Here is a 25,640-nt window from a genome sequence, read left to right as displayed (position 1 = left end):
CTCCAAGTGATGGATGAGGGCGGAGGAGCGGTCTGCCAAGACGGGAGGGGGGATGGGCCCGTTCGTGAGCCTGCCAGAAGGGTGTTCGTCCAACTCGGTTCACCCGTCCAGGTAAAATCCAGTCTCGCTCAAGTCCTGCGTTGCGAATTCTTTGCCACCGCGTCGAGAGTGTTTGTCTTGCGCGGCGTAAGGCTCGGATACTCACGGGCCGCGAACGCCCATCGGCGCACCAACCCCCCGTCATCCTGCTGGAGTCAGCGTCATGGAAGCATTGACAACCCATTCCTCACAAGCAAGAGCGCTCTCGTGGTCCAACATCACGGCGGGATTCGTCACCGTCCTGGTCGGCTTCTCGAGTACCGGAGCCATCGTCTTCCAAGCCGCGGCGGCGGCTGGCGCCACGCAGGAGCAGGTCAGCTCCTGGATGGGCGCCCTGGGTCTGGGGATGGGGGCGACCTGCATTGGGTTATCGCTTCGGTACCGAGTTCCCGTCATCACGGCCTGGTCAACGCCGGGTGCAGCCCTCCTCGCCACCAGCCTGGCGGGGGTCCCCATGGCAGAGGCCATTGGGGTCTTCCTGTTCTCCGCCGCGCTCGTCACCCTCTGCGGAGTCACGGGCCTGTTCGAGAAGGCCTTGAACCACATCTCCCTGCCGCTGGCTGCCGCCATGCTCGCGGGCATCCTCGCGCGCTTCGGAATCGACGTCTTCGTCGCGATGAAGTCCCAATTCGCCCTCGTCTTCGCGATGCTCGCGACCTACGTGCTCGGCAAGCGACTGTGGCCGCGCTACGCCGTCATCGTCGTGCTCGCGCTGGGCAGCGCCGTCGCCTGGGCTCTGAACCTGATGCATTTCGACGCGTTCCAATTCGCGCTGGCCACCCCCAGCTTCACGGCCCCCGCGTTCTCCTGGTCCACGCTGCTCGGCATCGGCGTTCCGTTCTTCGTGGTCACCATGGCCTCCCAGAATGTGCCCGGCGTGGCTGTCATTCGCGCCTCGGGCTATCAGACGCCCATCTCTCCGCTGATCACCACAACAGGGCTCACCACCCTCCTGCTCGCGCCTTTCGGCTGCTTCTCCCTCAGCCTCGCGGCCATCACCGCAGCCATCTGCATGGGCAGAGAGGCCCATGAGGATCCATCGAAGCGCTACGTCGCTGGCATCTTCGCGGGTCTCTTCTACCTGCTCGCTGGGTTGTTCGGAGCCACCATCGGAGCGCTGTTCGCCGCCTTGCCCAGAGAGTTGGTCCTCGCCGTGGCCGGAATGGCGCTCTTCGCAACCATCGCCAACAGCCTGAACACCGCCCTGCTCTCTGAGCATCACCGCGAGCCAGCCATTGTCACCTTCCTCGTGGCGCTCTCTGGCGTCTCCCTCTTCGGGATTGGGGCTGCCTTCTGGGCGCTCGTCGGCGGGGCCTTGACGTCCTTCGCGCTGAACTGGCGCCGCGAAGCCCGTCCGCCTCCGGCTGGAAAATCTCCCTAACCCTGGTGCCCGGGTCAGAACGCGCGGCTGAGCACGTGTGACGTGGACCCCTCAATCCTGTCACACCCCCGTAATTTCTCTTATCCACGAATTTTCCAAATAGCCGGCTTTTCCTGGAGTTGGTTGACACAAAAAATAGATACGTTTATGAACACACACCATGAACAATCTCACGCATTCAGGCGCGCAGAAGAGTTCTGCTCAGACCATAACCGGAAGAGCTATCCTCCTGGAGATTGGAGCCAAGCTGGGCATCGTGGACTCCTTTCTGACGAACAAGGAGATCTCCATCGCAGACGTAGCGAAGAGCACGGGCATCCAGGCGTCCTGGATCTCCGCCTATTACGCTGCGCTCGCACACGCCGGCCTGGCCGTGCCAGGTCCAAAGGTCTCCAACGAGATCACCCATTACGTCGCCCCGCCGGACCTGCAGCAGTCTATCAATGACGTGGGATATGTCCTCTGGGGCCTGGGCTCCTGCGCCCCGCTGATCGCGAACGCCCACCACTTCGTCAAGAATCTGCCCTCCGCGGCGGAGACCTATGTTCGCGATGGCGAGCACGTCGCGCGGACGTCGCGGTGGATGGGGGAACAGGACTTCTATCCCCAGGCGGAGGCGGCAATTACCGCGTCCCGACCGAAGAAGATCGTCGATCTCGGCTCGGGCACCTGCGGGTTGCTCCTTCGCTGTTTGCGCAAGCTGCCCGAGGCCCAGGGGGTCGGCATCGATCTCAGCCACAGCGCCTGCGTGAAGGCTCGGTCCATCGTCCAGGCCGCGGGGATGGAGAACCGCGTGTCGGTCATCGAGGCGCCGATTCAGAGCCTGATCGACAACCCGGCTCCGCTTGAGGGCGCGGAGATCATCCACGGCGGCTTCGTCTTCCATGACCTGATGCCAGACGAAGAGGCGACGCTGAACGCGCTGCTTAAGACCTTCCGCCGGACGGCGCCGAACGGCGCCCTGCTGGTCGTGGATGCCGTGCCCTACGGACCCAATCCCGATGAGCATGCGTTCTCCGCCGCGTTCACCTTCCTTCACAGCCACTTCATGGGACGCCGGCTACAGCCCGAGAGTGAGTGGAAGGAGCGGCTCTCCGCAGCGGGCTACACCCGTGTCGACGTCGCGCCGTTGGGAATCTCTGGCGGACGCATCTTCACCGCTCGCGCCTGAAATTGATCCCATCATTCTGATTGAACGCAGTTCCGCGTGCTCCAACCGTCAGCCGAAATCAAAGGGGAGGATATTCCATGCTCGTCGATGAGATTGTTGCCAGCGTCAAGGCCCATCGTTGTTACACCCATCCCGTTTTCAAGCACTGGGCGGACAACGAGCCTTCCACGGAAGTGATCGGCGCGCTGTTCCACCAGATCCGTAACTTTTGCGACTCCACCCGCCCCGGGCTGAACCTACCCGACGGCTTGAGGGCGCTCAATCTCGTCAAGGAGAGCGACATGCTCCTGGAGATTGTGGCGAGCGAGGCGGATCACGGCCCGGAGCTCGCGGCCATGGCCGGTCATATCCTCAATCGCTCGGCCAATCGCACCGTCTGCCCGAACGTCTTTGATCAGCACGCGGTCGAGAGCAAGCTGAAGGAGTGCTCGGACAAGATCCTCGGCTCGCTCCCCGGCTACGACTCGAAGACGGGCCTCATGCCGCAGACTCGAAATGCCATCGCCGTATTCGAGCGCCGCCGGGACACGGACGAGAAGTCGATCTACAGGAACCTGGGAACGACCCTCGCGCTGGAGATGATCTCCAACCGGCACCTCATCCCTGGCGAGAAGCACTGCCTGGTCGACAGCGGCTTGTACAGCGCCACGCTGGACGAGCCGGAGATGCACTACCTGCAGGAGCACTGGGGTGAGGCGGGCGCGGAAGCGATGCACGAGCAGCACGGCATTGGCGCGCTCGCGTCGGTCCTGACTCCCTCCAACAAGGCCCTGGTCCAGGAGGGCGCGGACGACTTCCTCCGGACCGTGAGCGCCATGTGGGACCTCTTGGATGCCGCGCTGCTCGAGTCTGGCAATCGCCGGATGGCTGCGACTGGGAGCTAGTGGGGGGCCCATCATGGAAGCGCAAACCTCGGTCGAACCCCAGGCCGTTTCCGCCTACCTGACGCGCCTGTGGTCACAGCTCCTGCAGCGGGATGTGAACCCTTCGGATGATTTCTTCGACGTGGGGGGCAGCTCCCTCGCCGCCATCCGGATGGTCATGGAGGTCCAGTCGGCCTACCACATCGAGATCGATGTGGAGACCTTCTTCGAACAGTCCTCCATCAACCGGCTGACTGACATCATCGTCAAGGGAGTCTCGCAGTCCGCAGGAGCCAGGAAACAGTAGTCCCCGCGGCTCCTGGCGTCTCAGGGGCGTATCCGAACAAGGAACACTGGATGAACGAGCTCGACATCGAGAGTTTCGACGGCGTTCGGATACGCGCCTACCACACCCCGGCCGCTCCTGGCCGGGACAACCTCGTCATCGCGTTACCGCTCGCGACGAAGCCGTCCTTCATTCAGCGAGTGGTCGCGAGCCTCTCCCGTCACTTCAACATCATCACCTGGGAGGCCCGGCTACTCCTGACACCCCAGGCCCCGCTGGCCGACAAGCAAGCGCTCTCAACCGAAGCGCATGTCAGAGACCTGAATATCCTCCTGGACCACCTCGGCATCCAGCGCACCTCCCTGCTGGGGTATTGCTCGGGTGCGGCCATGGCCTTGCGTATCGCCGCCATGGATGAGGGCCGGCTCGACAAGCTGGTGCTCATCAATGGGGCCTATTTCCTGAAGCCAGAGGGGTGTGAAGTCACGCAGTACGAAAGGGACATTCTGGCCCTCGCACCGCAGCTCGCGGCCAGCCGCGCTCAATCGTCGTACATCTTCAGCCGCTTCTTTGAGGGAAACCCCTCCTTCCGGAAGCGCGAGCTCGAGTTCGCTGACGAAATCTATCGGCCGTATGACCATGCCGAGTCGTTCTTCCGGTTCGGCGTCAGCCTGGATCAGTTCATTCGCAGCGATTCGAGACGAGTCGCCCGAGAGATCAAGCTGCCAACCCTTGTTGCATCAGGTGGGCTGGACGACCAGACACACCCAGCGAGCTCTACGCTGATCGCATCGGATATTTCCGCCAAAGCCATCTACTTCGACAAAGTTGGGGATCATTACGCGTTCTGCCGCGCCAAGAAGGAGACCATCGAGCGGGTGATGGAGTTCCTAGGAACCGGCACCTAGCGCAGAAGCGGGGGGAGTTCGAGATGAGAGCAGGGGATCAGCAATCCTTCGCAAAGTGGAACAGGGACATCGTCTCCTTGTTCGAGGAGCAGGTACGGCAAGCGCCCGAGGCCACCGCGCTCGTCGATGGCGAGGCCACGCTCAGCTACCGCGAGCTGAACGAGCGAGCCAACCGGCTGGCACGCCATCTGGTGTCACTGGGGGTGGCGCCACGCTCCTTCGTGGGCATCTGCCTTGAGCGCTCCTTCGACTCCGTCGTGGGGGTCCTGGCGATCCTCAAGGCCGGCGCCACCTACGTGCCGATCGATCATCAATACCCTCAGGAGCGCATCCGCTTCATCCTGCGAGACTCGGCGGTGCCTTGGACCCTGGCGGCGAGCACGCTCCCGCCCAGCGTTCTGAGCACGCTGCAGCGCCCTGTCCTTGTCGACGAGGCCAGCCTCACCACGGCCTACGACTCCTCGAACCTGGGAGTCGACATCGCGCCCTCATTCTCCGCCTATGTCATGTACACCTCGGGGACGAGCGGGGAGCCGAAGGGCGTGGCAATCCCCCAGAGTGGAATCTCCAGGTTGGTGCGGCACGCGAACTACATCGACCTCGACTCCACCGACGTCATCCTGCACCACTCCACCTGCGCCTTTGACGCCGCGACCTTCGAAATCTGGGCCGCGCTGCTCAATGGCGGCACCCTCGTCATCCACCGCCCCAAGCTCGACCTGGACGCATTGGGTGGGCTCATCCGGCACTACGGCGTCACGACGCTGCTGCTCACCACCTCGGTGTTCCACCTCGTCGCGGAGCACAAGCCAGACAGCCTCGCCCCGCTGAGGCAGGTCGTCACCGGTGGCGATGTCATGCAGGCCAAGGCGGTGAAGAAGGTACTTGCCCTCCACCCTCACCTGAAGCTCGTCAACGGCTACGGACCCACCGAGAACACGACCTTCACGTGCTGCTTCGTCATCACCCGTGAGACGAAGCTCGAGGACACGGTTCCCATTGGGAAGCCCATCAGTGGAACCAACGTCTTCATCCTCGACAAGGAACTACGCCCCGTGCAGGTCGGCGAGGTCGGGCAGCTCTATACCAATGGCCTCGGCATGGGCACGTGCTACCTGAACCGCGAGGAGCTGACGCGGAGCCACTTCGTCACGTCTCCTTTTCCGGAGCAGGGTCCCTTGCTCTACAGGACGGGAGACCTGGTCCGCGAGGACGCGGATGGCAACATCCACTTCATCGGGCGAGCGGACGGCCAGGTGAAGATCCGCGGCTACCGGGTTGAGCCGGGCGAGGTGGAACATGCGCTCAACCTCCGGCCTGACGTCGCGGACTCAGTGGTGTTGGCCGAGGTAGCGGCCTCGAGTGGCGAGAAGCAGCTCGTCGCGTACGTGAAGCGAGCGGATCCTGCCTCGACCCTCGATGCGCGCGAGCTCAAGCGCGACCTGTCGACCCGGCTGCCCCACTACATGGTCCCAGCGCGCATCCACCTGATGGACCACTTTCCCCTGACGCACAACGGGAAGATCGACAAGGAGCGGCTGCGGAAGAGGGTGGAGACCGCCGAGCCAGAGCCGGTCGACACGGGCCTTCCGGAGACCCACTTCGGCCAGGTGGTGCTCGACGTGTGGCGGCGGCAACTGGGAGCGCCAGCTCTTCGGGAGGACACCTCCGTCTATGATCATGGGGCCTCGTCGCTCACCCTCATGGTTGTGCAGAGTGAGTTGAACCAGCGGCTGCGGTGCTCCGTCGAGCCCACCTCGCTGGCCATGGCCCAGACGCCGCGCGAGTGGGCAGACATCTACGAGAGATATCGAGCATCCGTGCACGAAGCGTGAGAGCAATCCAGAGGAGAAGGTCCATGACGACGACCCGGCAGTTCAAGTTGAGTGAGAAAGAGCAACAGGACTTCGACAGGAATGGCTTCATCGGGCCCTTCACGCTGTATTCCCCCGAGGAGATGAAGGCCATCCACAAGAAGGTCCGGGCCTCGCTGTTGAACAGAGACTACGCGCCGTACCAGACGGCCCTCGAGAGCACCATCGCCAATTACGACAGGCACCTGGATGTCTCGCTGCTCAGCGAGCACGTCTGCCGCGCGGAGATCGTCGACCGTCTGGTGGACATCCTCGGCGAGGATGTCCTGTGCTGGCGGAGTGAGTTCATCCCCAAGCCTCCGGGCGCCGAGGGCACCGACTGGCATCAGGCGGACACCTTCGAGCACGCCTCGGGCCAACCGCAGCTCGTCTGGCCCGAGGAGGAAGGCGGCGGCGCTGGCGGCACCATCAACGTCTGGACGGCGTTCACCGAGGCCACCGAGCGGACCGGGTGCCTGATGTTCGTCCCTGGGACCCACAAGCAGATGTACTACGACGAGTCCAAGGGCATGGAGTGGGATCCGGAGAAGAACGCAAACGTCCTCAAGGAAGGCACCCGGCGGGGCTTCAACGGTTATGACTACCGCGCGCTCCAGAAGGACCCCCACTGGAAGCCGGACGAGTCGCGCGCCGTCAACATGGTGATGAAGCCAGGCGAGTTCATCGTGTTCCGCTCGACCCTGCTGCATGCGTCGAAGCCGAACAGCACCACGGACATCCCGCGGCTCGGCTACGTCGCCCGCTATGTGCCCGGTCGGGTCAAGGTCTACCCGGACACCGACGTCGTGAAGGAGTTCGGGAGTGAGATCTCCCTCGAGCGGTATGGGACGGTCGTCGTCTCGGGCAAGAACCGCCAGCCGACGAACCGGGTGCGCAACACGAATCTGCGAGGCGAGCCCTTCAAGGCCACGGGCGTCAGCCTCCAGTAGTCGCGAGCCAAGACATGACCCGCAAGGTATTTTGGTTTGAGCCCTACCGGACCGAGTTGGAGACGCGCGTCCGCGACGTGAATGGGGACAACATCACGCTCGAGGAGACGATCTTCTACGCACTCTCCGGAGGACAGGAGAGTGATCACGGAACGATTGGGGGCCATCCAGTCCGTGAAGCCCGCAAGAGCGGACTGGACATCCTCTATACCCTTGAAGCGGGTCATGGCTTGAAACCAGGCGATCCGGTGGCGATCCGGATCGACTGGGAGCGCCGGTACCGGCTCATGCGGCTGCACTTCGCCGCTGAGCTGGTGCTGGAGCTGGTCTACCAGAAGCTGGGCTCCGTCAACAAAATCGGGGCCCACATCGCCCAGGACAAGGCACGAATCGACTTCGAGTACGAGCGCAACATCACGAGCCTCCTGCCTGAGCTCACGAGCCAGGTGCAGGAGATCGTCAGCTCCGACCGGCCCATCATCAGTGCGTTCTCGGATGAGGCCGCGGGACGTCGGTATTGGGAAATCGAGGGCTTTTCGCGCGTTCCCTGCGGCGGCACCCACCTGAAGAAGACGGGCGAGGTCGGAGCCGTCGAACTCAAGCGCAAGAACCTCGGCAAGAGCAAGGAACGGATCGAAATCCACCTGAAGCACGATCCGACCCACCATCAACCCTCGTGAGGTGTCGAACCATGTCGGATCAATCGCTCTTCATTGGGTACGATCACGTCGCGTACGCGACTCGCGATACGGACGCCAGCGTGAAGGTCTTCGAAGCACTCGGCTTCACCGTGAAGATCTACAAACAGGAGCTCGACAAGTTCAACGTCTACGTCACCAAGCTGGTGTCGAGCGCCAACCATGTGGCGGAGCTCGTCGAGCCGAGAGAAGGCCCCAATGTCGTCAGCAAGGTGCTGGAGGACAAGGAGACAGCGGCCTACCACGTCTGCTTCAGGACCAATGATTTTCACCAGGCCCAGGACAAGCTCAAGAAGTCAGGGGCGGTGGTCGTCACTCGGCCGATGAGGATCCCCTATCCCGTCACAGAGGAGCACAAGACCTATTGGGCCAGCCACATGTATCACCCCCATCTGGGGCTGTTCGAGCTCACCGGACCCGAGCGGGAAAAGAGTCCGGAATAGTCGCAGGTCGAATCCATCAGCCTCGGAGGGTGCATGAAAGCGCAGATCGTGGTCGTTCACGGTAGACATACGGAATCCTTCACCGAACAAGCGTGCACCCTCTTCGACTGGGTCTCCGAACAGTTTGGTCATGAGCTCCAGCTCGACAGGCGCCCCATGGGGTCATCCGAAGCCGAGTGGTCGGGGCTGGTGAGTGCCTGCAACCGGGCCAACGCCGTGCTGAGCGGAGTCCCCGCGACCAGCCCCGTGGGGGCGGACGAGGAGACACTTGCACTGAAGCGGCTGGGGCGGGAGCTGTCGCTGTTCGCCTCGGTGCGCTCCTTCCGGTTGTTCCCGCATGCCATGACCGCCATGCCGCTCCGTCCGGAGCAATTCGGCGGGAGTGATGCCCTCATCGTCTCCGCGGGAGCGCCAACGGCAGAGCACGCGGAGGTACGTGCCACGTGCCAGCTCGCCTTTCGGCTCGCCCGGCACAGATGGGCCCATGTCACGGCGGTCGACACGTTCCCCGCGCTCGCGTCCGAGTGGAATGCCCTCATCACGGAGACAGCGACGGAGTTCCCCGGCATCTTGCTGGAGCGCAAGCCCACCCGTGACGTCCTGCTTCAGCTCATGAGCGCGCCCGCGCACTGGGATGTCATCGTGGCTCCGCCGCGAATTGCGGACACGCTGCTGGACCAGGGGGCGCTCCTCGCGGGCTCCATGGGTCTGCTGCCCCATGCGCTCCTAGGGGAAGGCAGGCAAGGACTCTATCAGCCGCTCCATGGGCATGTACCCGAGGCTCGATGGGAGGAGCATGCCAACCCCACGGGAGGCATTCTCGCGGCAGCCATGCTGCTGCGCCACTCGCTCGGGCTCGAACGAGAGGCGACCGTCATCGAAGCCGCCGCGGCCCGCGGGCTCGCGGAGTGGGTGCGCAGGCGTGGCGTGCGTGGCAGCCTGCCCGTGGGCACGCCGCGTCTCTTCGAAACCATCCAGGCCCAACTCACGACGGACCCCTTCCACTCGCTGGCCGTCTAGAGAGCACTGAACCCCATGGAGAGGAGCGGAGGCCTGCCGACATGAAGGAATCCCGAGCGTTACCAGGGCCCTGGCTCGTGCGCATCAAGCCCTGCGAGCAGCCCCGGTTGACATTGATCTGCTTCCCATTCGGAGGAGCGGGTGCCGGGAGCTTCTGGGAGTGGGGCAAGGCACTGGCGGACGACATCGAGCTCTGGGCCGTGCGGCTCCCTGGCCGAGAGAGCCGGAGCACCGAGGAGTACGTCACAAGCTCCGAGCAAGCGGTGGCGTGCATCGTCCGAGAGCTGAAGGCCCTGCGTGAGCGAAAGATTGTCTTCTACGGCCACAGCATGGGGGCGGGGCTCGCGTACCAGACGGCGATGGCGCTTCGCTCGATGAACGAACCCCTTCCAGAGCTGTTCATCGCCTCAGGACGCATGCCGCCGCACAAGCCCTATCCCGGAGGGTGGGGAGAGCGACCTGACAAGGAGTTGCTGGACCACGTCATCAAGATGGGGGGGATTCCGGCGGAGCTCTCCCGGAATGAAAGCATCCTGTCGCTGTATCTGCCGAAGATTCGGGCCGACTTCCGGCTGAACGAGAACCTGTTCTATGGCAGGGCCCCGGTGTTCGACTTTCCCATCACCCTCATCAACGGTGTGGAGGATCCCCTGGTTCAAGAAGACGGGCTGGAGGAGTGGCGAGAGCACACGCGAGGAGCAGTCAAGTCCTTCAAGCTTCCTGGCGGGCACTTCTTCCTGCAGAGCCACGCCGGGGAGTTCCTCAAGCTCGTAGCGAACGAGCTAGCGGAGGCTCGACCGCGCCTGTCATCCGCTCCTAGCAATGGGTCCTGAGGCAGCCCCCTTATGCAGCCGTCTGGTCGCTCAATGCACGGGCGGCGAGGTCAGCGGCGTCTCCGCCTGTCCCGTGGAGGCTTCGCGCTGCGCGTAGTCGGACATGCCCTCGAAGTCCACCAGCACGCACGGCTCGTCGCCCACCACCCACGCATCATGCCCAGGCGGAATGTAGGCCACGTCCCCCGCGTGAACCGTCTTCCGGGTGCCGTCGTCCATGGCGATCTCAAGGCTTCCGGAGACGTAGTAGCAGAAGTGGGCAACCTGGCAGCTCTTCGTCCCCGCGATGGGCTGGACGTCCTTCGACCACTTCCATCCGGGCTCGAAGACGGCCAACCCCAGGGTGCGGCCGTCGAGATGGAGGACGTCGACATGGCCATGCGCGAGGAAGGGCCGTCGCTCATCAGGTTGGGAGAACTTCTTCGTGACTAGCTTGCTCATGGCATTCGCCTCCGCGACCGTGAGCGAGACGCGACATGCGCCCGAAGCTCCTGGCGGTCGCCATTCAAGAGGAAGTTAGGGATTCGCCGGCCGTCAACGCCTGACGTGTGGACGCATGTCCCAGCGTCCGCTCCAGAGGCGAACAAGCTCGCCCGGCCACGGCGACACACTCCGTAACGGTCGAGAAATCTTCGCGGCACGTGCGCAACGCATCTTCCTCGTCGCCAGCCTGGATTCCCCAGGCGCGTAGTCAGTCACCCGATGAACGAGGAGCGTCGCACCATGAAACGTCCCTTTCTTGCGCTGTGCCTTCTGCTTCCACTGCTCGCCACGGCCCAGACCCAGACGGCACCGTCCGCGAACGAGCCCCACGGGCCCCCTTCCCGCTTCGCTCACAAATCGTCGGTGGCCCTGCTGCTCGAGCACAGCCAGGACCTGGCGCTCACGAGCGCGCAGCTCTCCGAGTTGGAACGCATCGCGGCCACCCTCACCGAGCAGAGCGCCCCGCTGAAGCAGTCCCTGGAGTCGCTGCGCCCGCCCCGAGGCGAACGGCCTCACACGCATGGGCAGGCGCCCACCGAGGAGATGCGCGCCCGAAGGGAGCAGGCGCACGGCCTCATGAAGCAGCTCCACGACGCGGACACGGCGGCGTACCAGCAGGCCGAGGCGCTGCTGAGCGATGCCCAGAAGACAGCAGCGCGCGAGCTCATCGCCGAGGAGCGGCAGGCGCATGAGCAACACCGGCGGGAGATGCACCAGCGCATGGGTGGTCATCGGCCGCACGAGCACTGACACCCGCCCTACTCCGCCTCCCGGACGGTCCAACCTTTACGACCCGGGAGGCGGAGGTAGAGGCTCAGCGCACCTGCTCCTCGCCCCAGAGAAAGGCCAACTCCAGCTCGAGCGCCTCGAAGGGCTCAGCGCGCACGTGGGCCGGGCCGGAATGCGTGACGAGCAGTCTGTAGCTCGCCCCATCCAGCCGGAACACCTCCAACGTGAGGGCCTCCGGATCCATCAGCCAGACGTGCCGCACGCCCTCGCGCGCGTACACCGGCAACTTGATGGCCCGGTCCAGCGCCACGGTCGAGGGGGATAGCACCTCGCACGCCCAGTCCGGCGCGAGCGTGAAGGCCGCGGTGCGCGGAGGGCGCGGCATCCGCTCGCGGCGCCAACCGGCCAGATCTGGCACCAACACATCCTCGCCCAGGTGCAACTCCGGCTCGTCGAGCAGGAGCCACCCTCCGGGACCACCCCGTCCTCGGTCGAACGGGCCCGTCAGCTCGCCGCCCAACCGGGACGCCGCCACCGTATGAGGGGCCGCGGGCCGGGGGCTGACGTGCAACTCCTTATCGATGAGCTCCCCCACCACCTGCTCGGGGAGCGCCTCCAGGTCCGCGTAGGTGGCTGGTCTCCGTCCCATTTCTTCCCCATGTTCCCCGACGCCCGTCTCCGTTTCCATGAGGAGAGAGCATGACGCTCGGGTCCGACGTCCCAGGACGCGAGCCCTACTGCATCTTCTCTCGCAGGTAGGTCTCGAGCTCGGAGATGGCGACGCGCTCCTGCGCCATGCTGTCGCGGTGGCGCACGGTGACGGTGTCCTTGAGCGCCGCGTCCTTGCCCTCACCGAGCGTGTCGAAGTCGACCGTGATGCAGAACGGCGTGCCGATCTCGTCCTGGCGCCGGTAGAGCTTTCCGATCGCTCCGGTGTCGTCGTAGACGATGCGCATCGCGCCGGTGGACTGGAGCTTCCTCCGGATGCTCTTCGCGGTGCTGACGATCTCCGGGTGGTTCTTCTTGAGCGGAAGCACCGCCACCTTGATGGGCGCCAGGTGCGGCTTGAAGTGCAGCACTGTCCGGTAGAACTCGTCGACCACCGGGTCCACCTGGCCGCGCAGCTTCTTCGCCACCTCGATGCTCTCCGCGCCGGGCATCGACAGGAGCCCCGCGATGGACGGCAGCCGCTCGCCCAGCGCCTGAGCAATCCGCTCTCCCTCGGCGATGAGGGCCTCCTTCGCCTGGGCCGGAATCTTCTCGTTGCGGCCCACCGACTTGAGGAACGTGCCGAGCGCCTCTTCCACGGGCTTCAGGCGCTCCGCCGGAGCGGGCTTCACCTGCTCCTCCGCGTAGGCCTCGCTCAAGAGCGCGAGCACCCCGCGGTCCACGCCGGCCGACGGCTCAATCACGAAGGGCACCACGTGCTGCTTCGTCTCGGGGTCGAAGTACGAGAGCTTGTCGGTGCTGTGCGAGTTGGGGCTGACGCGCGCCTTCAACCCGAGCGAGCCCTGGTCCTTGCTGTGCGAGCCCAGGTCGTAGTCGGTGCGGTTGGCGATGCCCTCGAGCTCCTCCAGACCGTGCGGGAAGCGGTAGAGCAGGTCCACCGTCGCCTTGGCGTAGTGAGCGAGTTCCTCGGGCTTCTGGTGGTACGGCTGGAGGTTCTCCCGGGACAGGCCCACGGACAGCCACCAGTTGATCCGATCCTCCACCCACTTCTTGTGCCACCCCTCGTCCTCGCCCGGGCGGACGAAGAACTCGATCTCCATCTGCTCGAACTCGCGGACCCGGAAGATGAAGTTGCGCGGGGTGATTTCGTTGCGGAACGCCTTGCCGATCTGCGCGATGCCGAAGGGGAGCTTGCGCGACGTGGAGTCGAGGACGTGCTTGAAGTTGACGAAGATGCCCTGCGCGGTCTCGGGCCGCAGGTACGAGAACGACTCCGGGTCCGGCACCGGCCCAATCTGCGTCTTGAACATCAGGTTGAACGGACGCGGCTCGGTGAGCTCCGTCGACGCGCAGTTGGGGCACTTGCCGGAGATCTGATCCGCGCGCCAGCGCATCTTGCAGTTCTTGCAGTCGACCATCGGGTCCACGAAGGTCTCTTCGTGGCCGGAGTAGCGCCAGGTCAGCTTGTTCATGAGGATCGCCGCGTCGATCCCCTCCATGTCCTCGCGCTCCCAGACGTTGGCGCGCCACCACGCGAGCTTGAGGTTGTTCTTCAGCTCGACGCCGAGCGGACCGTAGTCGTAGGTGCCCTGAAGACCGCCGTAGACCGCCGAGCCAGGAAAGATGAATCCCCGGCGTTTACACAGGGAAACCAACTGCTCCATCGTCTGCGCGGCCATCGGTGTATCGCTCCTTCACATGCCAGATTGGCAAGGGGTGGCAGCCTACACCGATTAGAACGCGAGGGCGCGCTTCCGAGGCTCAGTCCCGGCCGGCGGTGACGAGTCCCTGAGCCAGCGCTTGAGGGTCGGAGAACATGAGCTCGTGACCGCCGGGAATCTACTGCATTCGTGGCAGGGGGTCAGCGTGGTGTGCCGTAGGTCTTCTCCAGGTAGGCGATGATGTCGGCGGACTCGAACATCGCCGTGCCTGTGTTGGGATCAGAGAGGAAGGGCACCATCATCCGGCCCGAGCGGGCGACGAAGTCCGAGCGGCGCGGGCTGCCCTTGGCCACGTTATGCAGCAGGTAGGGCAGCTCCAGCCGGCAGAGCGCCTCGCGGACGAGGCGGCAGTAGGGGGACGACTCGTAGCTCCACAGCTCCAGCGGCTTTTCCGGGGCACGGCTCGGCCGGGCCAGCGCGCCGCCAAACCCACGAGACCACGACGCGAGCATGGAGCCGACAGTGGTGAGCGGCCCGAGTGCCAACGCGATGGGCACCTTGCCATCGCCATACGTCTCGAAGAGGTAGCGGACGATGGCGTTGGACTCGTACATCCGCTGGCCGGTATTCGGGTCCACGAGATAGGGGAACTGCTGCTTGCCCCCCAGCTCCACAGCGCGCGGGCGGAAACGGGTGCCGCCCTTGGGGCACGGGTAGATGAAGGCCTCCAGGTCGAGCAGACTGAGGGCCTCGCGAACCTTGCGGCAGAAGGGGCAGTTCTCGAACTCGTAGAGCTCCAGCGGCTTCTCGGGGCGCCTGCCGAGCGCGCTCACGCGCATGCCCAACCCGAGCCGGGCCACGCTGGCGACAAAGGACGTCGACACATCCACGGTACGGTTCATGTTCGCGTTCCTTCCTGTGGGGGGCTTCTTCCCCCAGCCTCTCACGCAGCTGCTCGTGCGGGTGATTTTCCTCCACGATGCCGGGTTCCATCAGATATCCCTTCGGGAGACACCTGAGGCACCAGCCCTGGTGTTAGGACCCGCGGCGCGCAGTCGCGCAGCCGCATCAACTGGAGATGAAACATGTACAAGTGGATTCCGTGTCTGGCCCTGGCTGTCATTGGATGCGGTGGGGGCTCGGGCCTCGAAGGCACGTGGAAGGGAGATGCCGCCGGCTGGTCGGTGACCGTGGTGTTGAATGAGTCCGTCGAGCAGAACGGGACGGCCGTCTACTCGGGGACCGTCAGCTCCAACAAGTCGACCTGCTTCAACAACGGCACCGCGGTAGGCACGCTCGTCAACGAGTCGAGCGCGACCGTCTCGTCGAGCGCCTCGGGCTCCGCCAGCTCCACCACGATCCTCGAGATCACCGGGGAGGTGTCCGGCGACAAGCTCACCGGCTACCTCGAGGCGGTCAGCAGCAACACCGCGGAGTGCGACCTGGACCGCACCGCCATCACGCTCACGCGCCAGTAACCCGAGGCCCGGGCATCCCGACCCAAACCCCGCCGGGATCCACCATGGAGGCTCCGCCTTCGAGCGACTGGCCGCACAGCGTTCCACATCCATAGACCGGCAGCTCGCCCCCGAGAGCTGCTCCTGGTGCAGCAGACCGAACACCACCGGGCACACCAGCTCCAGCGCGGCGTGGCGCACGTCACAATGCCGCAGCTCCCCGTCCGCGATGTGGCGGGACAGGCGCGCCTCTGCCGCCTGTAGCATGGGGCTCCAGCAACCCCCGCACGTACACCGGCCCGAGCGTCTCGTGGCCCACGCGCGCCCCCCATGCCCCAGCCCGAGAGGAGCGACTGGAGGAACCAGGGAAGCTCGCCTGGGCCCCGTCCAGAGCGAGCAGGCGCAAGCGCACCTGGTCCGGCAGTCGCTTCCGCTGATCCTCATGGTCCGCGTTGCGGCTCCCCTTGAGCCGGCCCATGTGGATTTGAATCATACGACTGAGGTATGGAATCCACCTTCCTGGAGCAGACCTCCTTCCCGACTATCCCATTCCGGCTTGAAATTAAATAGACCGACCTTGATATTCTACTCGGTGTGAGGGCCGTGCTGGAGGAGATCATGTTGGACGGTTTCGCCGACGAGGGCATCGCGAACCTGTGGACGCCGGTGGCGATGTCGAAAGAGGTGGGCAAGGCGCCGCTCGGACTGACGCTGGCCTCGGAGCGCATCGTACTCTTCCGGGACAACGAGGGCCGGGTATCGGCGCTGCACGACCGGTGCCCCCACCGGGGCGTGAAGCTGTCCCTGGGGAAGGTAAGCAAGGACGGGTGCCTGGAGTGTCCCTTCCACGGGTGGCGCTTCGCGTCGGGCGGGTCATGCACGCACATCCCGCTCAACCCCATGCCCGAGGAGAAGCGACGGCGCTTCTCCGCCACCGCCTTCCCCGTGCAAGAGCGCGGCGGCCTCATCTGGCTCTATACGCATCCGGGCACCGACACCCCGGAGGAGCTGTCCATGCCCTCGGTGATGGAGCAGCCCGGCATCCATGTGTGGCACTACGCCGAGACGTGGAACGCGCACTGGACGCGGGCGATGGAGAACATGCTGGACTCGCCGCACCTGCCCTTCGTGCACCGGCGCACCATTGGCGGAAGTCTGTGGCGGCGGATGAAGCCGGACTCGAAGATGGAGATGGAGGTGCACCCCACACCCACGGGCTTCCGCACCTCGTGGAGCCTGGACGGCGGGTCCTCGTCCGCGGCGCTGGAGTGGCTGCGGCCCAATGGCATGGCGCTGCACATCCCCATCCCGAATCGCATCATGCGCCTGCACATGTGGTGCGTGCCGGTGGACGCGACCCATACGCGGATGATGCTGGTGAGCACGCGTGACTTCCTGAAGCTCCAGCCGCTCGCGGCCGTGCTGGATCGCTACAACAAGCGCATCCTGCGCGAGGACCAGGCGGTGGTGGAGTCGAGCGACCCTGTCGAGGCCCCACCCGCCTCCGAGGAGCGCAGCGTGGCGACGGATCGGGCCACGCTGGCCTTCCGCCGCTGGTACCTCGAGCGCAAGAAGCACGGCGGGCGGGAGCCCCTGGGTACGGAGCTGGCGCCTCTTGCGAGTTGAAGAACCCGCGCTCCTGGTTATGGTTCGCGCGTCTCTTTACCCGACGAGAGGACCCCAGCCATGGCGCAGATGCACGAGGTGGATTTCCGCATCCACGGCAGCGAGATGCAGTTCGTGGAGGTGGAGCTGGACCCGAACGAGGCGGCGGTGGCCGAAGCGGGCGGGCTCATGTACATGGAGGACGGCATCGAGATGGAGACCGTCTTCGGTGACGGCTCCGAGAAGAAGGGCGGCTTCTTCGGCGCACTGATGGGAGCGGGCAAGCGGCTCCTGACGGGCGAGTCTCTCTTCATGACCGTCTTCCACAACCGCGGGAGCGGCAAGCGCAAGGTGGCCTTCGGCGCGCCCTACCCCGGGAAGATCATCCCGGTGAAGCTCGGAGAGGTGGGAGGCGAGCTCATCACCCAGAAGGACAGCTTCCTGGCGGCGGCGAAGGGCGTGTCGGTGGGCATCGCCTTCCAGCGGAAGCTGGGCACGGGGCTGTTCGGCGGCGAGGGCTTCATCATGCAGCGCCTGCAGGGGGATGGCCTGGCCTTCATCCACGCGGGCGGCACGGTGTACTCGCGAGACCTGAAGCCAGGCGAGTTGCTGCGGGTGGACACGGGCTGCATCGTCGCCTTCCAGCCGTCGGTGGACTACGACATCCAGATGGTGGGCGGCATCAAGACGGCCTTCTTCGGAGGCGAGGGTCTCTTCTTCGCCACGCTGCGAGGCCCGGGCAGGGTGTGGCTGCAGTCACTGCCGCTGAGCCGGCTGGCCGGGCGCATCCTCTCCGCGGCGGCGCCGGGTGGCGCGCGTGACGAGGGCAGCGTGCTGGGCGGAGTGGGGCTCGGCGGCCTCCTGGGCGACGAGTAGCGCGGCCGACCTGGAGCGACTCCAGGTCGTGGCTCAGCGTTTCTCCGTCATGCGCTCCAGCGCATCGCGGTTGTGGGGCTGGAAGAAGCGCTCGCGCAGGAGCCGAGGAAGCGCGCGCTTCTCCACACACAGGAGCTGGAGCGCGTCGTTCCACTCGCCGAGCACAGCGACGGCGCGCACGTCCGGGGCTTCTCGGTAGAGGTCGTTGAGGTTGTGAACGAGCGCTGCGAGGTCCTCCACCTCCCAGCGCTCGGACGTCTCTCCAGCGAGGATGTGGAGCTCCAGGACGGGGCGCTCGCGCACGTCGACGACCTTGAAGCGCCGGGCGGCCCCGCCCATGGCCAGCGTGAGAGGCCCCACGAGCTCATCGGGCCGCACGCCGAAGGACACAGTGAGGCCACCCTCGAGGAGACCCGCGTCGCACAGGCGCAGGAGGGAGACGTGAGGTGGCTCCGCGGGGTTGAGCACCTCCCGGGCCGCGTCCCGGTCCTTGAGGAGGCGCGAGCGTTCGAGCGAGTCGAGGAGGGAGGCCATGGGACGCGAGGGTGCCACGGCGTCTCCCCCTGGCTCAACCCTCCTCGCCGTCCCAGTAGCCCACCTGCGTGGCCAAGGGCAGATAGGCCTCGAGGGTGCGCGCGGCCTTGTTGCCCCCGGGAGCAGCCCCGGCGAGCACGCCCACCTTGTTGGAGTCCGGGTACACGATGACGTCGGGCTCGAGCATGGTGGAGAAGGCGAGGTAGCGCAGCGGCTGCTCCCCGTCGTTGATGAGCTGGTGCGCGCACGCGGGCCCGGCGGGGAGCGCAACGTAGTCCCCGGCCGTCACGGGTACGGTCTCGTCGCCGAGCCGCAGCTTGCCGGAGCCCTCTAGGAAGAAGAGGGCCTCCTCATTGGCGAGGTGATAGTGGCGGGGCCACGACTGTTTGCCCGGCAGGAGCTCAAGCAGACTGCACCCGAGCTTCTGTCCATGGGCGGCGGCTCCGAGCTGCTTGCGTCGGATGGCGACGCGGGAGCCACGGGTGGTCTCGGTCCAGGGGAGGTCCTGCGCGTTGACGATGTGGTGATGAGCCATGACGGGTGCTCCCTCTCCCTCTGGGAGAGGGCTGGGGTGAGGGTCTACGGCCAGGTGGGCATGATGGTCCAACTCCTCGGCATCACATCTCGACGTGCCATCGAGTCGAGTCGACAATGCATCCTGGGAGACAGGCGAATGGTTAAAGCGAGAGAGCCAAAGGCTCAATCTCGATTCGACAGTCGACATGAGGAGCTGCTGCCCGCGGCGGAGGCAGCACAGCTGCTGGGAGTAAAACGGGCGACGCTCTACACGTACGTGAGCCGGGGCCTGGTGCGGTGCGTGCCCGAGCCAGGGAGCAAGGAGAACCGGTACGTCCGGGCGGACCTCGAGCGACTGAAGGCACGGCACGACGCGCGGGCGGGGCACGCGGCGGTGGCAGCGGGAGCGCTGCGCTGGGGAGAGCCCGTCATCGACTCGGCGGTGTCGATGGTGGGGGCGCAGGGACTGGCGTACCGAGGCCATGCGGCGGTGCGGCTCGCAGTAGAGGGACGGAGCCTCGAGGATGTGGCGGAACTGCTCTGGACGGGAGCACTGCCAGCTGAGCCGGTGCGATGGCCTTCACCGGAGTTGCCCTTCGCGCCCTCGGCGGTGGCGGAGTTATTGCCGAAGCGCTCGCCTCCGTTGGCGGTGTTGCTGGCGGTGGTGCCGCTGCTGGGGGCCTGGGACGAAGTACGCTTCGCGGCTCCGGCGGAGCAGGAGCGGCTGCGGGGCAGGCGTCTGCTGCGGCACCTGGCGGCCTGGGTGTGCGCAGCGCATGCACCAGGGCGAGTGCTCAAGGCGCTGAGGGAGGAGACGGTCGCGGCCTCGCTGGCGGTAGCCTGGGGAGCGACAGCGAAGCGAGCACCGGAGATACTGAACCGGGCATTGGTGCTGTGCGCGGACCACGAGCTGAACGTGTCCACCTTCGCGGCGCGGGTGACGGCATCGTCGGGAGCGGATCTGTATGCGTGCGTGAGCGCCGCGCTGGCGGCGATCTCGGGCCCGAAGCACGGGGGCTCGAGCGATCGCATCGAGGCACTGCTGCAGGAGGTGGGCAAGCCAGAGCGAGCACGCACGGTGGTGCACGAGCGGCTGCGGCGGGGTGAGACGGTGCCGGGCTTCGGCCACCCGCTGTATCCGGAGGGAGATCCCCGCACGCCACCCTTGCTGGAGGCGGCGTATGCGTTCCGTCCGGAAACGCCGGGCGTGCGGATGCTGCGAGCGGTGGAGGAGGCGATGCGCGAGGCCGGGCACCCGGCGCCGACGGTGGACTTCGGGCTGGTGGCGCTGGCCTCGGCGCTAGAGCTGCCCGCGGGAGCAGCGGCAGCGCTGTTCGCGGTGGGACGCGCGGCGGGATGGGTGGCGCACGTGCTGGAGCAGCGTGAGCAGGGACACGTGCTACGCCCGAGGGCCCGCTACGTGGGAGCAGCTGTCACTCCAACCTCGTGATAATCCAACTGGCGCTGGACTCTCGTGTCAGGAAGAACGCTCAACGCATCTGGGTACTTGGCCGACAGGAGGTCGGGCATGAGCCTCGACACATCCACGCTCTTCACAGCCCTCCACCAAGCTCGGCAGCGTCCCGGTATTTCGGCCGAGGATGTGGCGGCTCTCGTCTCCGCCGCGCATGCCATCCATTTCATCGAGCTGGGTGGGCATGAGTACAACTTCGAGGACTATCTGACGGTCTTCAACGCTCCCGCCGCTCCCCCCATCCGCTCTTTCGCCACCCTGGACGAAGCCAGCACCTGGCTGAAGGAGCACCCCATCACCCCTCGAGTCGCAACCCCTCTGCTGATCGCGAGGGCCCGATACTGTGTTGCCTATTCCCTGGAGAGCGGTCTCCCCACCCCGCTCCGCATCCCCACCGCGGAGGAGCTGAAGAAGTTGGACAGCCCGATGAGTCTCGCTCTCCACGAGGCGCGGAAACACCTCGGGGCCGTTCCCGAACATGAAGAGGCGCTCATCTCCATCGAGGTTGCTCTCCAGTTCATCCAGGAAAGTGGCCTCTCGAACGACTTCGCGGGCTATCTGGCAGAAGCCTCCAACGTCCCTATCCCCCCCATCCGCTCGTTCACCAGCCTGGAAGAGGCGGACACCTGGCTGAAGAATCATCCAAGACCTCCCCACGGAGGATGGGTGCGCATCGGGCAGGACCGTTACTCTGTCGGCTATTGGCGCGAGAGCGGTCGCCGGGTGCTGCTCCGCGTTCCTACGCAGGAAGAGCTGAACAAGGCGGACGAGTTGGAAGATAAAGACTGGAGCACTCCATGAGCCCCTTCCTCCGCCTCCAGCTGGTGCTGCTGCTCGGCAACCTCGCCTTCATCGCCGCCTGGGCTGTGGCGCTCACCCGCCCCCCCGGTTGGCAATGGATTGGGGTGGTTCTGCTCGCGCTCTTCGTCGTCGTGCGCGTGGGCGGCATGTGGCTGCGCGCCCGGAAGTATCCCGACGAGGGTCGCTCCCGCCGCGCCGCCATCCTCTCCACCTTCGTCGCCGCGCTCGCCGTCGTCCTGTGGGTCTATACCGCCCTGCGCGGGGCTCCTTAGCTTCTTCCTGCCCCCGCAATGCAGAGAGGGTGCCCGGGACCTTCTCGGTCCTCTTGGCACCCTCTCGCGCAACCCTTGGGCCTCTATACCCTCACCCCGTCCCTCTCCCAGGGGGAGAGGGGAGTGGCTTCGCTACACGTTGAAGCGGAAGTGCATGCAGTCGCCGTCCTGCACCACGTACTCCTTGCCTTCCACTCGCAGCAGGCCCTTCTCCTTCACCGCCGACTCGCTGCCGTACTTGATGAGGTCTTCCCACCTCATCACCTCGGCCTTGATGAAGCCACGCTCGAAGTCCGAGTGGATGACCCCCGCCGCCTGCGGCGCCTTGTCACCCTTGTGGATCGTCCACGCCCGGCACTCCTGCTCGCCCACCGTGAAGTACGTCTGCAGGCCCAGCAGCTTGTAGCCCTCGCGCACCACCTTGTGCAGGCCCGGCTCCGACAGCCCCGCGCTCTCCAGGAAGCCCGGACGCTCCTCCTCGGGCAGCTGCTGGATTTCCGACTCCATCGCCGCCGCCAGCACCACCACGCCCGCGCCTTCCTTCGCCGCCATCTCCCGCACCGCCTTCACGTACGGGTCGGCGTCTTCCTTGCCGATCTGCTTCTCGCTGATGTTCGCCACGTACAGCACCGGCTTGTCCGTCAGCAGGAAGAGCTCGCGGATGGCCGCATGCTCATCGGTCGTCAGCTTCTGCCCACGCACCGTGATGCCCGAGTCCAGCCCCGCCTTGACGCGGTCCAGCAGCGCCAGCTCGGCCTTGGCCTCGTCGCCCGCCTTGCCACCCATCTTGGCGTTCTTCTGCGCGCGCTCGCGGCGCTTCTCCACCGTCTCCAGGTCCTTGAGGCAGAGCTCGGTGTCCACCACGTCCCGGTCGCGCACCGGGTTCACGCCACCCTCCACGTGCGTGATGTTGTCGTCCTCGAAGCAGCGCAGCACGTGCAGCACCGCGTCCACCTGGCGGATGTTGGCCAGGAACTGGTTGCCCAGTCCCTCGCCCTTCGAGGCGCCACGCACCAGACCCGCGATGTCCACGAACTCGAGCGAGGTGGGGATCTTCTTGAGCGGCTTCACCAGCGCCGTCAGCTTGTCCAGCCGCTCGTCCGGCACCGGCACCACGCCCACGTTGGGCTCAATGGTGCAGAACGGGTAGTTGGCCGCCTGGGCCCCCGCTGCCGAGAGCGCGTTGAAGAGGGTGGACTTGCCCACGTTGGGCAGACCGACGATGCCGATGGAAAGCGCCATATTGGAATCCTGAACAGCGGTACGCGGACCCGGAAATCCGGTCGGCTACGCCCGAGGCGTGGACGAGCCCTTGGCCGGCAGGCCCTGCACGAACTGCTCCGCCAGCGCGCGCTGCTTGCTGTCGTCCATGCGCTCGTTGATGAGCTTGCCCGCCACCTCCATGGCCAGGTCCACCGCCATGGCCTTCACCTCGGCGATGGCCTTGGCCTTCTGCTCCTGGATTTCACGCTGCGCGGACGCCTTGAACTCGTCGGCCTCCTTGCGGCTCTTGGCCATCAACTCCTCGCGGAACTTCTCCACCTCCTGCTGGTTGCGGCGGAGCATCTCCTGGGCCTCGCGGCGGGCCTCGGCGATGGCCGTCTTCTGCTCGGCGAGCAGCTTCTCGGCCTCGGCGCGCTCACGCTTGGCCGCCTCGATGGAGCTGGCGATCTGCTTCTCGCGCTCCTCCACGAGCGACAGGATGGGGCCCCACGCCTTCCAGCGCAGGATGAAGGCCACGATGATGAAGGTGACGAGGGTCCAGAAGATGAGGCCCGGGCGGACCTCCACGAAGCTGCTGGCGGCGAGAACGTTGGGCAGGAGCATGGCGGCCTTCGGAGGTACGGCGTGCAGGGTTACGGCGGTACAGCCAGAAACTGTTCTACGGATGCTACGAGGGCCGGCGCCCCCCGCGAGAAGCGAGCGAGCGCCGGACCCGGGGTCCTACTCGACGACGAGAACCTGAATCAGGTCTTGACGGCGAGAAGGACGCAGACGACCAGCGCGAACAGCGTGGCGCCTTCGATGAGGGCCGCGGCGATGATCATGGTGGTGCGGATGTCACCACCAGCGGCCGGCTGACGGCCCGTGGCGTCCATGGCGGCGGCGGCCAGCTTGCCGATACCGAGGGCGGCACCAATGATGGCGAGGCCGGCACCGATGCCGGCGGCGAGGAAGGCGAGAGCGACGTTGGTCATGGGAGTGCTTCTTCTTTCTTCGGAGGGGACCCACTTGTGGGGGGGTCGTTGCTGCCCTTGGGGACGACCTCCGGCGACCTTTCGAATCGCCGGGTACTCACCGGGGCCCCGGACTGAAGGGCCCCGCTAACTCGAATGCGGCTCAGGAGCCCAGGACGTGGGCCTTGCCATGGTCGTGGCTGTGGCCCGGCTCCTTGTGGCCATGCTCCTCGGCGTGCTCGTGGCCGTGGTGACCCATGGCCACGCTCATGCCGATGAAGAGCGCCGAGAGCATGGTGAAGACGTAGGCCTGCACGAAGGCCACGAAGAGCTCCAGCAGGTAGATGCCCATGGCGAAGGGCACGCTCACCAGCGCCACCGCGGGGTGGCCGAGCATGAAGATGAGGCCCAGCAGGAAGAAGATGACGATGTGGCCCGCCAGCATGTTGGCGAAGAGACGGATGGTGAGCGCGAAGGGCTTGGTGAACAGGCCCAGGAACTCCACCGGAATCATGATGAACCAGAGCGCGGGGTGCACGCCGCCCGTGAGGTGGGCCAGGTAGCCACCGAGACCCGCGGCGCGGATGCCCGCCGCCTGGGTGATGATGAAGGTGCACAGCGCCAGGGCGAGCGTGACGGCGATGTTGCCCGTGGCCGTCGCCATCCAGGGGAACAGGCCCAGCAGGTTCATGAAGAGGATGAAGAAGAACGCCGTCAGCAGGTAGGGCGTGTAACGCGGCCCCTCCTCCTTGCCGATGTTCTTGATGGCCAGCTCGTCACGCACGAAGAGCACGAGCATCTCGAAGAGGTTGGCCGCGGTCCCGCGGGGCACCAGCTTCGTCTTGTCCCGGTTGCTGAAGAGCAGCACCGAGCCGATGAGCAGCACCGCCGCCAGCCACATCATCACCGTGTGCTTGGTGATGGAGAGGTCCAGGCAGCCCTCGGACAAGCCGGGGACGGCCATGCCGTGGCCCGTGTCGCGCGGAGCGCACGAAGCACCCGCGCGGATGGGGATACCGAACTGCGGCAGGTGGATGGCCGAGTGATCGTGGCTGAGCGGGATCTCGATCTCGTACTCGTTCGAGTCGGCGACGTGGTGGAGGATGTAACCCGCCACATCCTCCTTCTCGCCCTCCGCCGGCTCGCTGGCGAAGGCCACGCTGGCCACCAGCCCCACGAAGAGAACCATTGCCTTGCGCATCACTCGTCTCCGCTCGCCGCGTCCCGGGACGCGGCCATCACGTAGCTCACTTCAATCCACTGCAGCACGAAGTAGGTGCCGAAGAACCCCGCCACGAACGCCACCGCCCCCAGCCCTCGCTGCACCACCCACAGCAGCCCCACCACCACACCTACCGCCCGCATCCCAAACACCCACCCCACGACCTTCAGCGCGGCGTTCAAGTCCCTGCTCACCGCCCGCCGCTTGAGCAGCAGCGCCACCACCCCCGTCACCGCCGCCAGCCCCACCCCGATGAACGCCGCCTGCCGCGACTCCGCGTCCTTCGGCAGGAAGGCCGCAAGCGCCAGCCCTACCCCCGTCACCGCCGCCGCCAGTCCGGAATGCTTCCGGAAGATGTCCGCGCCGTGCCCGCTCACCGCTTGCGCTTCCCCAACCGCGCCATCTCGAGGAGGAACCCGTAGAAGCCCACGGAGATCCCCGCCAGGCTCAACCCCAACAACAACCAGGGAGACGTCCCCAACCACCTGTCCAGGAAGTACCCACCCAACACTCCCACCACCGCCCCGCCCACCAGCTTCCACACCGCGGAGATATAGGGCTCCGCCGCCCGCATCTGCCGGGCCGTGTCCGACAGCTCGCTCCCTTCCCTGTCGTCCTGGGGCTCCTTCTCCGCCATCGCCTCGACAACCCCCAGGAAA

General features: G+C 65.8%; 30 protein-coding genes. 18 read left to right on the top strand and 12 right to left on the bottom strand.

The window, feature by feature from the left end; translation table 11 throughout:
• Nucleotides 1–262 precede the first annotated feature (262 nt).
• From F0U60_RS04105 to F0U60_RS04055, 11 genes are all read left to right on the top strand, one after another.
• Nucleotides 263–1,480: a benzoate/H(+) symporter BenE family transporter gene (locus tag F0U60_RS04105; protein ID WP_395814153.1), complete on the top strand. Its 1,218-nt coding sequence runs from the start codon at nt 263–265 to the stop codon at nt 1,478–1,480.
• Between the two features lie 256 nt (nt 1,481–1,736).
• Nucleotides 1,737–2,651 carry a class I SAM-dependent methyltransferase gene (locus F0U60_RS04100; RefSeq protein WP_395814151.1) on the top strand — a complete coding sequence of 305 codons (915 nt, stop codon included), beginning with the start codon at nt 1,737–1,739 and terminating at the stop codon, nt 2,649–2,651.
• 77 nt (nt 2,652–2,728) lie between these two features.
• On the top strand, nt 2,729–3,535 hold the full coding sequence (locus tag F0U60_RS04095) for a hypothetical protein (protein ID WP_395814149.1): 807 nt from the start codon (nt 2,729–2,731) through the stop codon (nt 3,533–3,535).
• A gap of 13 nt (nt 3,536–3,548) precedes the next feature.
• Nucleotides 3,549–3,821 (top strand): acyl carrier protein, encoded by a 273-nt coding sequence (locus F0U60_RS04090; RefSeq protein ID WP_395814147.1) that lies wholly within the window; start codon nt 3,549–3,551, stop codon nt 3,819–3,821.
• A gap of 50 nt (nt 3,822–3,871) precedes the next feature.
• The gene (locus tag F0U60_RS04085; RefSeq protein ID WP_395814145.1) at nt 3,872–4,708 is read left to right on the top strand and encodes an alpha/beta fold hydrolase; all 837 of its coding nucleotides are present in this window, start codon (nt 3,872–3,874) and stop codon (nt 4,706–4,708) included.
• A gap of 23 nt (nt 4,709–4,731) precedes the next feature.
• Entirely contained in the window at nt 4,732–6,543 is a 1,812-nt protein-coding gene (locus F0U60_RS04080; RefSeq protein WP_395814143.1) for a non-ribosomal peptide synthetase, read from the top strand.
• Between the two features lie 23 nt (nt 6,544–6,566).
• Nucleotides 6,567–7,511, top strand: coding sequence for a chlorinating enzyme (locus F0U60_RS04075; RefSeq protein WP_395814141.1), 945 nt, complete (start codon nt 6,567–6,569; stop codon nt 7,509–7,511).
• A 14-nt stretch (nt 7,512–7,525) separates the two neighbouring features.
• The gene (locus F0U60_RS04070) at nt 7,526–8,191 is read left to right on the top strand and encodes an alanyl-tRNA editing protein (RefSeq protein ID WP_395814139.1); all 666 of its coding nucleotides are present in this window, start codon (nt 7,526–7,528) and stop codon (nt 8,189–8,191) included.
• Nucleotides 8,192–8,202: 11 nt separating this feature from the next.
• Nucleotides 8,203–8,652, top strand: a complete 450-nt coding sequence (locus tag F0U60_RS04065; protein ID WP_395814137.1) for a VOC family protein — start codon at nt 8,203–8,205, stop codon at nt 8,650–8,652.
• Between the two features lie 33 nt (nt 8,653–8,685).
• Complete coding sequence (locus F0U60_RS04060) at nt 8,686–9,672, top strand: isocitrate/isopropylmalate family dehydrogenase (protein WP_395814135.1); 987 nt, start codon at nt 8,686–8,688, stop codon at nt 9,670–9,672.
• A gap of 41 nt (nt 9,673–9,713) precedes the next feature.
• Nucleotides 9,714–10,505, top strand: a complete 792-nt coding sequence (locus tag F0U60_RS04055; RefSeq protein ID WP_395814133.1) for a thioesterase II family protein — start codon at nt 9,714–9,716, stop codon at nt 10,503–10,505.
• A gap of 30 nt (nt 10,506–10,535) precedes the next feature.
• On the opposite strand, the gene F0U60_RS04050 is transcribed toward F0U60_RS04055, so the two are convergent.
• Nucleotides 10,536–10,946 (bottom strand): cupin domain-containing protein, encoded by a 411-nt coding sequence (locus tag F0U60_RS04050; protein WP_395814131.1) that lies wholly within the window; start codon nt 10,944–10,946, stop codon nt 10,536–10,538.
• 282 nt (nt 10,947–11,228) lie between these two features.
• On the opposite strand from F0U60_RS04050, the gene F0U60_RS04045 reads away from it, so the two are divergent.
• Nucleotides 11,229–11,738 carry a Spy/CpxP family protein refolding chaperone gene (locus tag F0U60_RS04045; protein WP_395814129.1) on the top strand — a complete coding sequence of 170 codons (510 nt, stop codon included), beginning with the start codon at nt 11,229–11,231 and terminating at the stop codon, nt 11,736–11,738.
• Nucleotides 11,739–11,802: 64 nt separating this feature from the next.
• Here F0U60_RS04045 and F0U60_RS04040 read toward each other — a convergent pair whose 3' ends face one another.
• From F0U60_RS04040 to F0U60_RS04030, 3 genes are all read right to left on the bottom strand, one after another.
• The gene (locus tag F0U60_RS04040; RefSeq protein WP_395814127.1) at nt 11,803–12,366 is read right to left on the bottom strand and encodes a Uma2 family endonuclease; all 564 of its coding nucleotides are present in this window, start codon (nt 12,364–12,366) and stop codon (nt 11,803–11,805) included.
• Nucleotides 12,367–12,451: 85 nt separating this feature from the next.
• On the bottom strand, nt 12,452–14,065 hold the full coding sequence (locus F0U60_RS04035; protein WP_395814125.1) for a glycine--tRNA ligase: 1,614 nt from the start codon (nt 14,063–14,065) through the stop codon (nt 12,452–12,454).
• 182 nt (nt 14,066–14,247) lie between these two features.
• A complete protein-coding gene (locus tag F0U60_RS04030) occupies nt 14,248–14,949 on the bottom strand; it encodes a glutathione S-transferase N-terminal domain-containing protein (RefSeq protein WP_395814123.1) in 702 nt (233 codons plus the stop codon).
• Nucleotides 14,950–15,132: 183 nt separating this feature from the next.
• Between F0U60_RS04030 and F0U60_RS04025 the strand changes: the two genes are divergently transcribed.
• The 3 genes from F0U60_RS04025 (at nt 15,133) to F0U60_RS04015 (ending at nt 17,985) form a co-directional block, all read left to right on the top strand.
• Nucleotides 15,133–15,525, top strand: a complete 393-nt coding sequence (locus F0U60_RS04025; protein ID WP_395814121.1) for a hypothetical protein — start codon at nt 15,133–15,135, stop codon at nt 15,523–15,525.
• 597 nt (nt 15,526–16,122) lie between these two features.
• Nucleotides 16,123–17,130 (top strand): Rieske 2Fe-2S domain-containing protein, encoded by a 1,008-nt coding sequence (locus tag F0U60_RS04020; RefSeq protein ID WP_395814119.1) that lies wholly within the window; start codon nt 16,123–16,125, stop codon nt 17,128–17,130.
• A gap of 60 nt (nt 17,131–17,190) precedes the next feature.
• Entirely contained in the window at nt 17,191–17,985 is a 795-nt protein-coding gene (locus tag F0U60_RS04015) for a TIGR00266 family protein (protein WP_395814117.1), read from the top strand.
• 33 nt (nt 17,986–18,018) lie between these two features.
• Here the strand turns inward: F0U60_RS04015 and F0U60_RS04010 are convergent, their stop codons facing one another.
• Both F0U60_RS04010 and F0U60_RS04005 read right to left on the bottom strand, forming a co-directional pair.
• Nucleotides 18,019–18,519: a hypothetical protein gene (locus F0U60_RS04010; protein WP_395825961.1), complete on the bottom strand. Its 501-nt coding sequence runs from the start codon at nt 18,517–18,519 to the stop codon at nt 18,019–18,021.
• Between the two features lie 34 nt (nt 18,520–18,553).
• Complete coding sequence (locus tag F0U60_RS04005; protein WP_395814115.1) at nt 18,554–19,054, bottom strand: cupin domain-containing protein; 501 nt, start codon at nt 19,052–19,054, stop codon at nt 18,554–18,556.
• 138 nt (nt 19,055–19,192) lie between these two features.
• On the opposite strand from F0U60_RS04005, the gene F0U60_RS04000 reads away from it, so the two are divergent.
• The 3 genes from F0U60_RS04000 to F0U60_RS03990 all read left to right on the top strand — a co-directional run bounded on the left by F0U60_RS04000 (nt 19,193) and on the right by F0U60_RS03990 (nt 21,582).
• Entirely contained in the window at nt 19,193–20,485 is a 1,293-nt protein-coding gene (locus F0U60_RS04000) for a citrate/2-methylcitrate synthase (RefSeq protein ID WP_395814113.1), read from the top strand.
• Between the two features lie 78 nt (nt 20,486–20,563).
• Nucleotides 20,564–21,310, top strand: a complete 747-nt coding sequence (locus F0U60_RS03995) for a hypothetical protein (protein WP_395814111.1) — start codon at nt 20,564–20,566, stop codon at nt 21,308–21,310.
• Nucleotides 21,307–21,582, top strand: coding sequence for a hypothetical protein (locus F0U60_RS03990; protein ID WP_395814109.1), 276 nt, complete (start codon nt 21,307–21,309; stop codon nt 21,580–21,582). Before F0U60_RS03995 ends, F0U60_RS03990 begins: the two co-directional genes overlap by 4 nt.
• A 132-nt stretch (nt 21,583–21,714) precedes the next feature.
• On the opposite strand, the gene ychF is transcribed toward F0U60_RS03990, so the two are convergent.
• From ychF to F0U60_RS03960, 6 genes are all read right to left on the bottom strand, one after another.
• Entirely contained in the window at nt 21,715–22,824 is a 1,110-nt protein-coding gene (gene ychF / locus F0U60_RS03985; protein WP_395814107.1) for a redox-regulated ATPase YchF, read from the bottom strand.
• Nucleotides 22,825–22,869: 45 nt separating this feature from the next.
• The gene (gene atpF, locus F0U60_RS03980) at nt 22,870–23,409 is read right to left on the bottom strand and encodes a F0F1 ATP synthase subunit B (protein ID WP_395814105.1); all 540 of its coding nucleotides are present in this window, start codon (nt 23,407–23,409) and stop codon (nt 22,870–22,872) included.
• 140 nt (nt 23,410–23,549) lie between these two features.
• Complete coding sequence (locus F0U60_RS03975) at nt 23,550–23,780, bottom strand: ATP synthase F0 subunit C (RefSeq protein ID WP_395814103.1); 231 nt, start codon at nt 23,778–23,780, stop codon at nt 23,550–23,552.
• Between the two features lie 142 nt (nt 23,781–23,922).
• Entirely contained in the window at nt 23,923–24,948 is a 1,026-nt protein-coding gene (gene atpB / locus F0U60_RS03970; RefSeq protein WP_395825958.1) for a F0F1 ATP synthase subunit A, read from the bottom strand.
• Between the two features lie 11 nt (nt 24,949–24,959).
• The gene (locus tag F0U60_RS03965; RefSeq protein ID WP_395814101.1) at nt 24,960–25,358 is read right to left on the bottom strand and encodes a hypothetical protein; all 399 of its coding nucleotides are present in this window, start codon (nt 25,356–25,358) and stop codon (nt 24,960–24,962) included.
• A complete protein-coding gene (locus F0U60_RS03960) occupies nt 25,355–25,618 on the bottom strand; it encodes an AtpZ/AtpI family protein (protein ID WP_395825955.1) in 264 nt (87 codons plus the stop codon). The genes F0U60_RS03965 and F0U60_RS03960 overlap by 4 nt, the downstream gene beginning before the upstream one ends.
• Nucleotides 25,619–25,640 lie beyond the last annotated feature (22 nt).

This window comes from Archangium minus (genome assembly GCF_044360475.1).
GTDB classification, from domain to species: domain Bacteria; phylum Myxococcota; class Myxococcia; order Myxococcales; family Myxococcaceae; genus Archangium; species Archangium minus.
The sequence above is the reverse complement of the archived record's forward strand: the minus strand, read 5'-3'. Positions and strand labels throughout refer to the sequence as shown.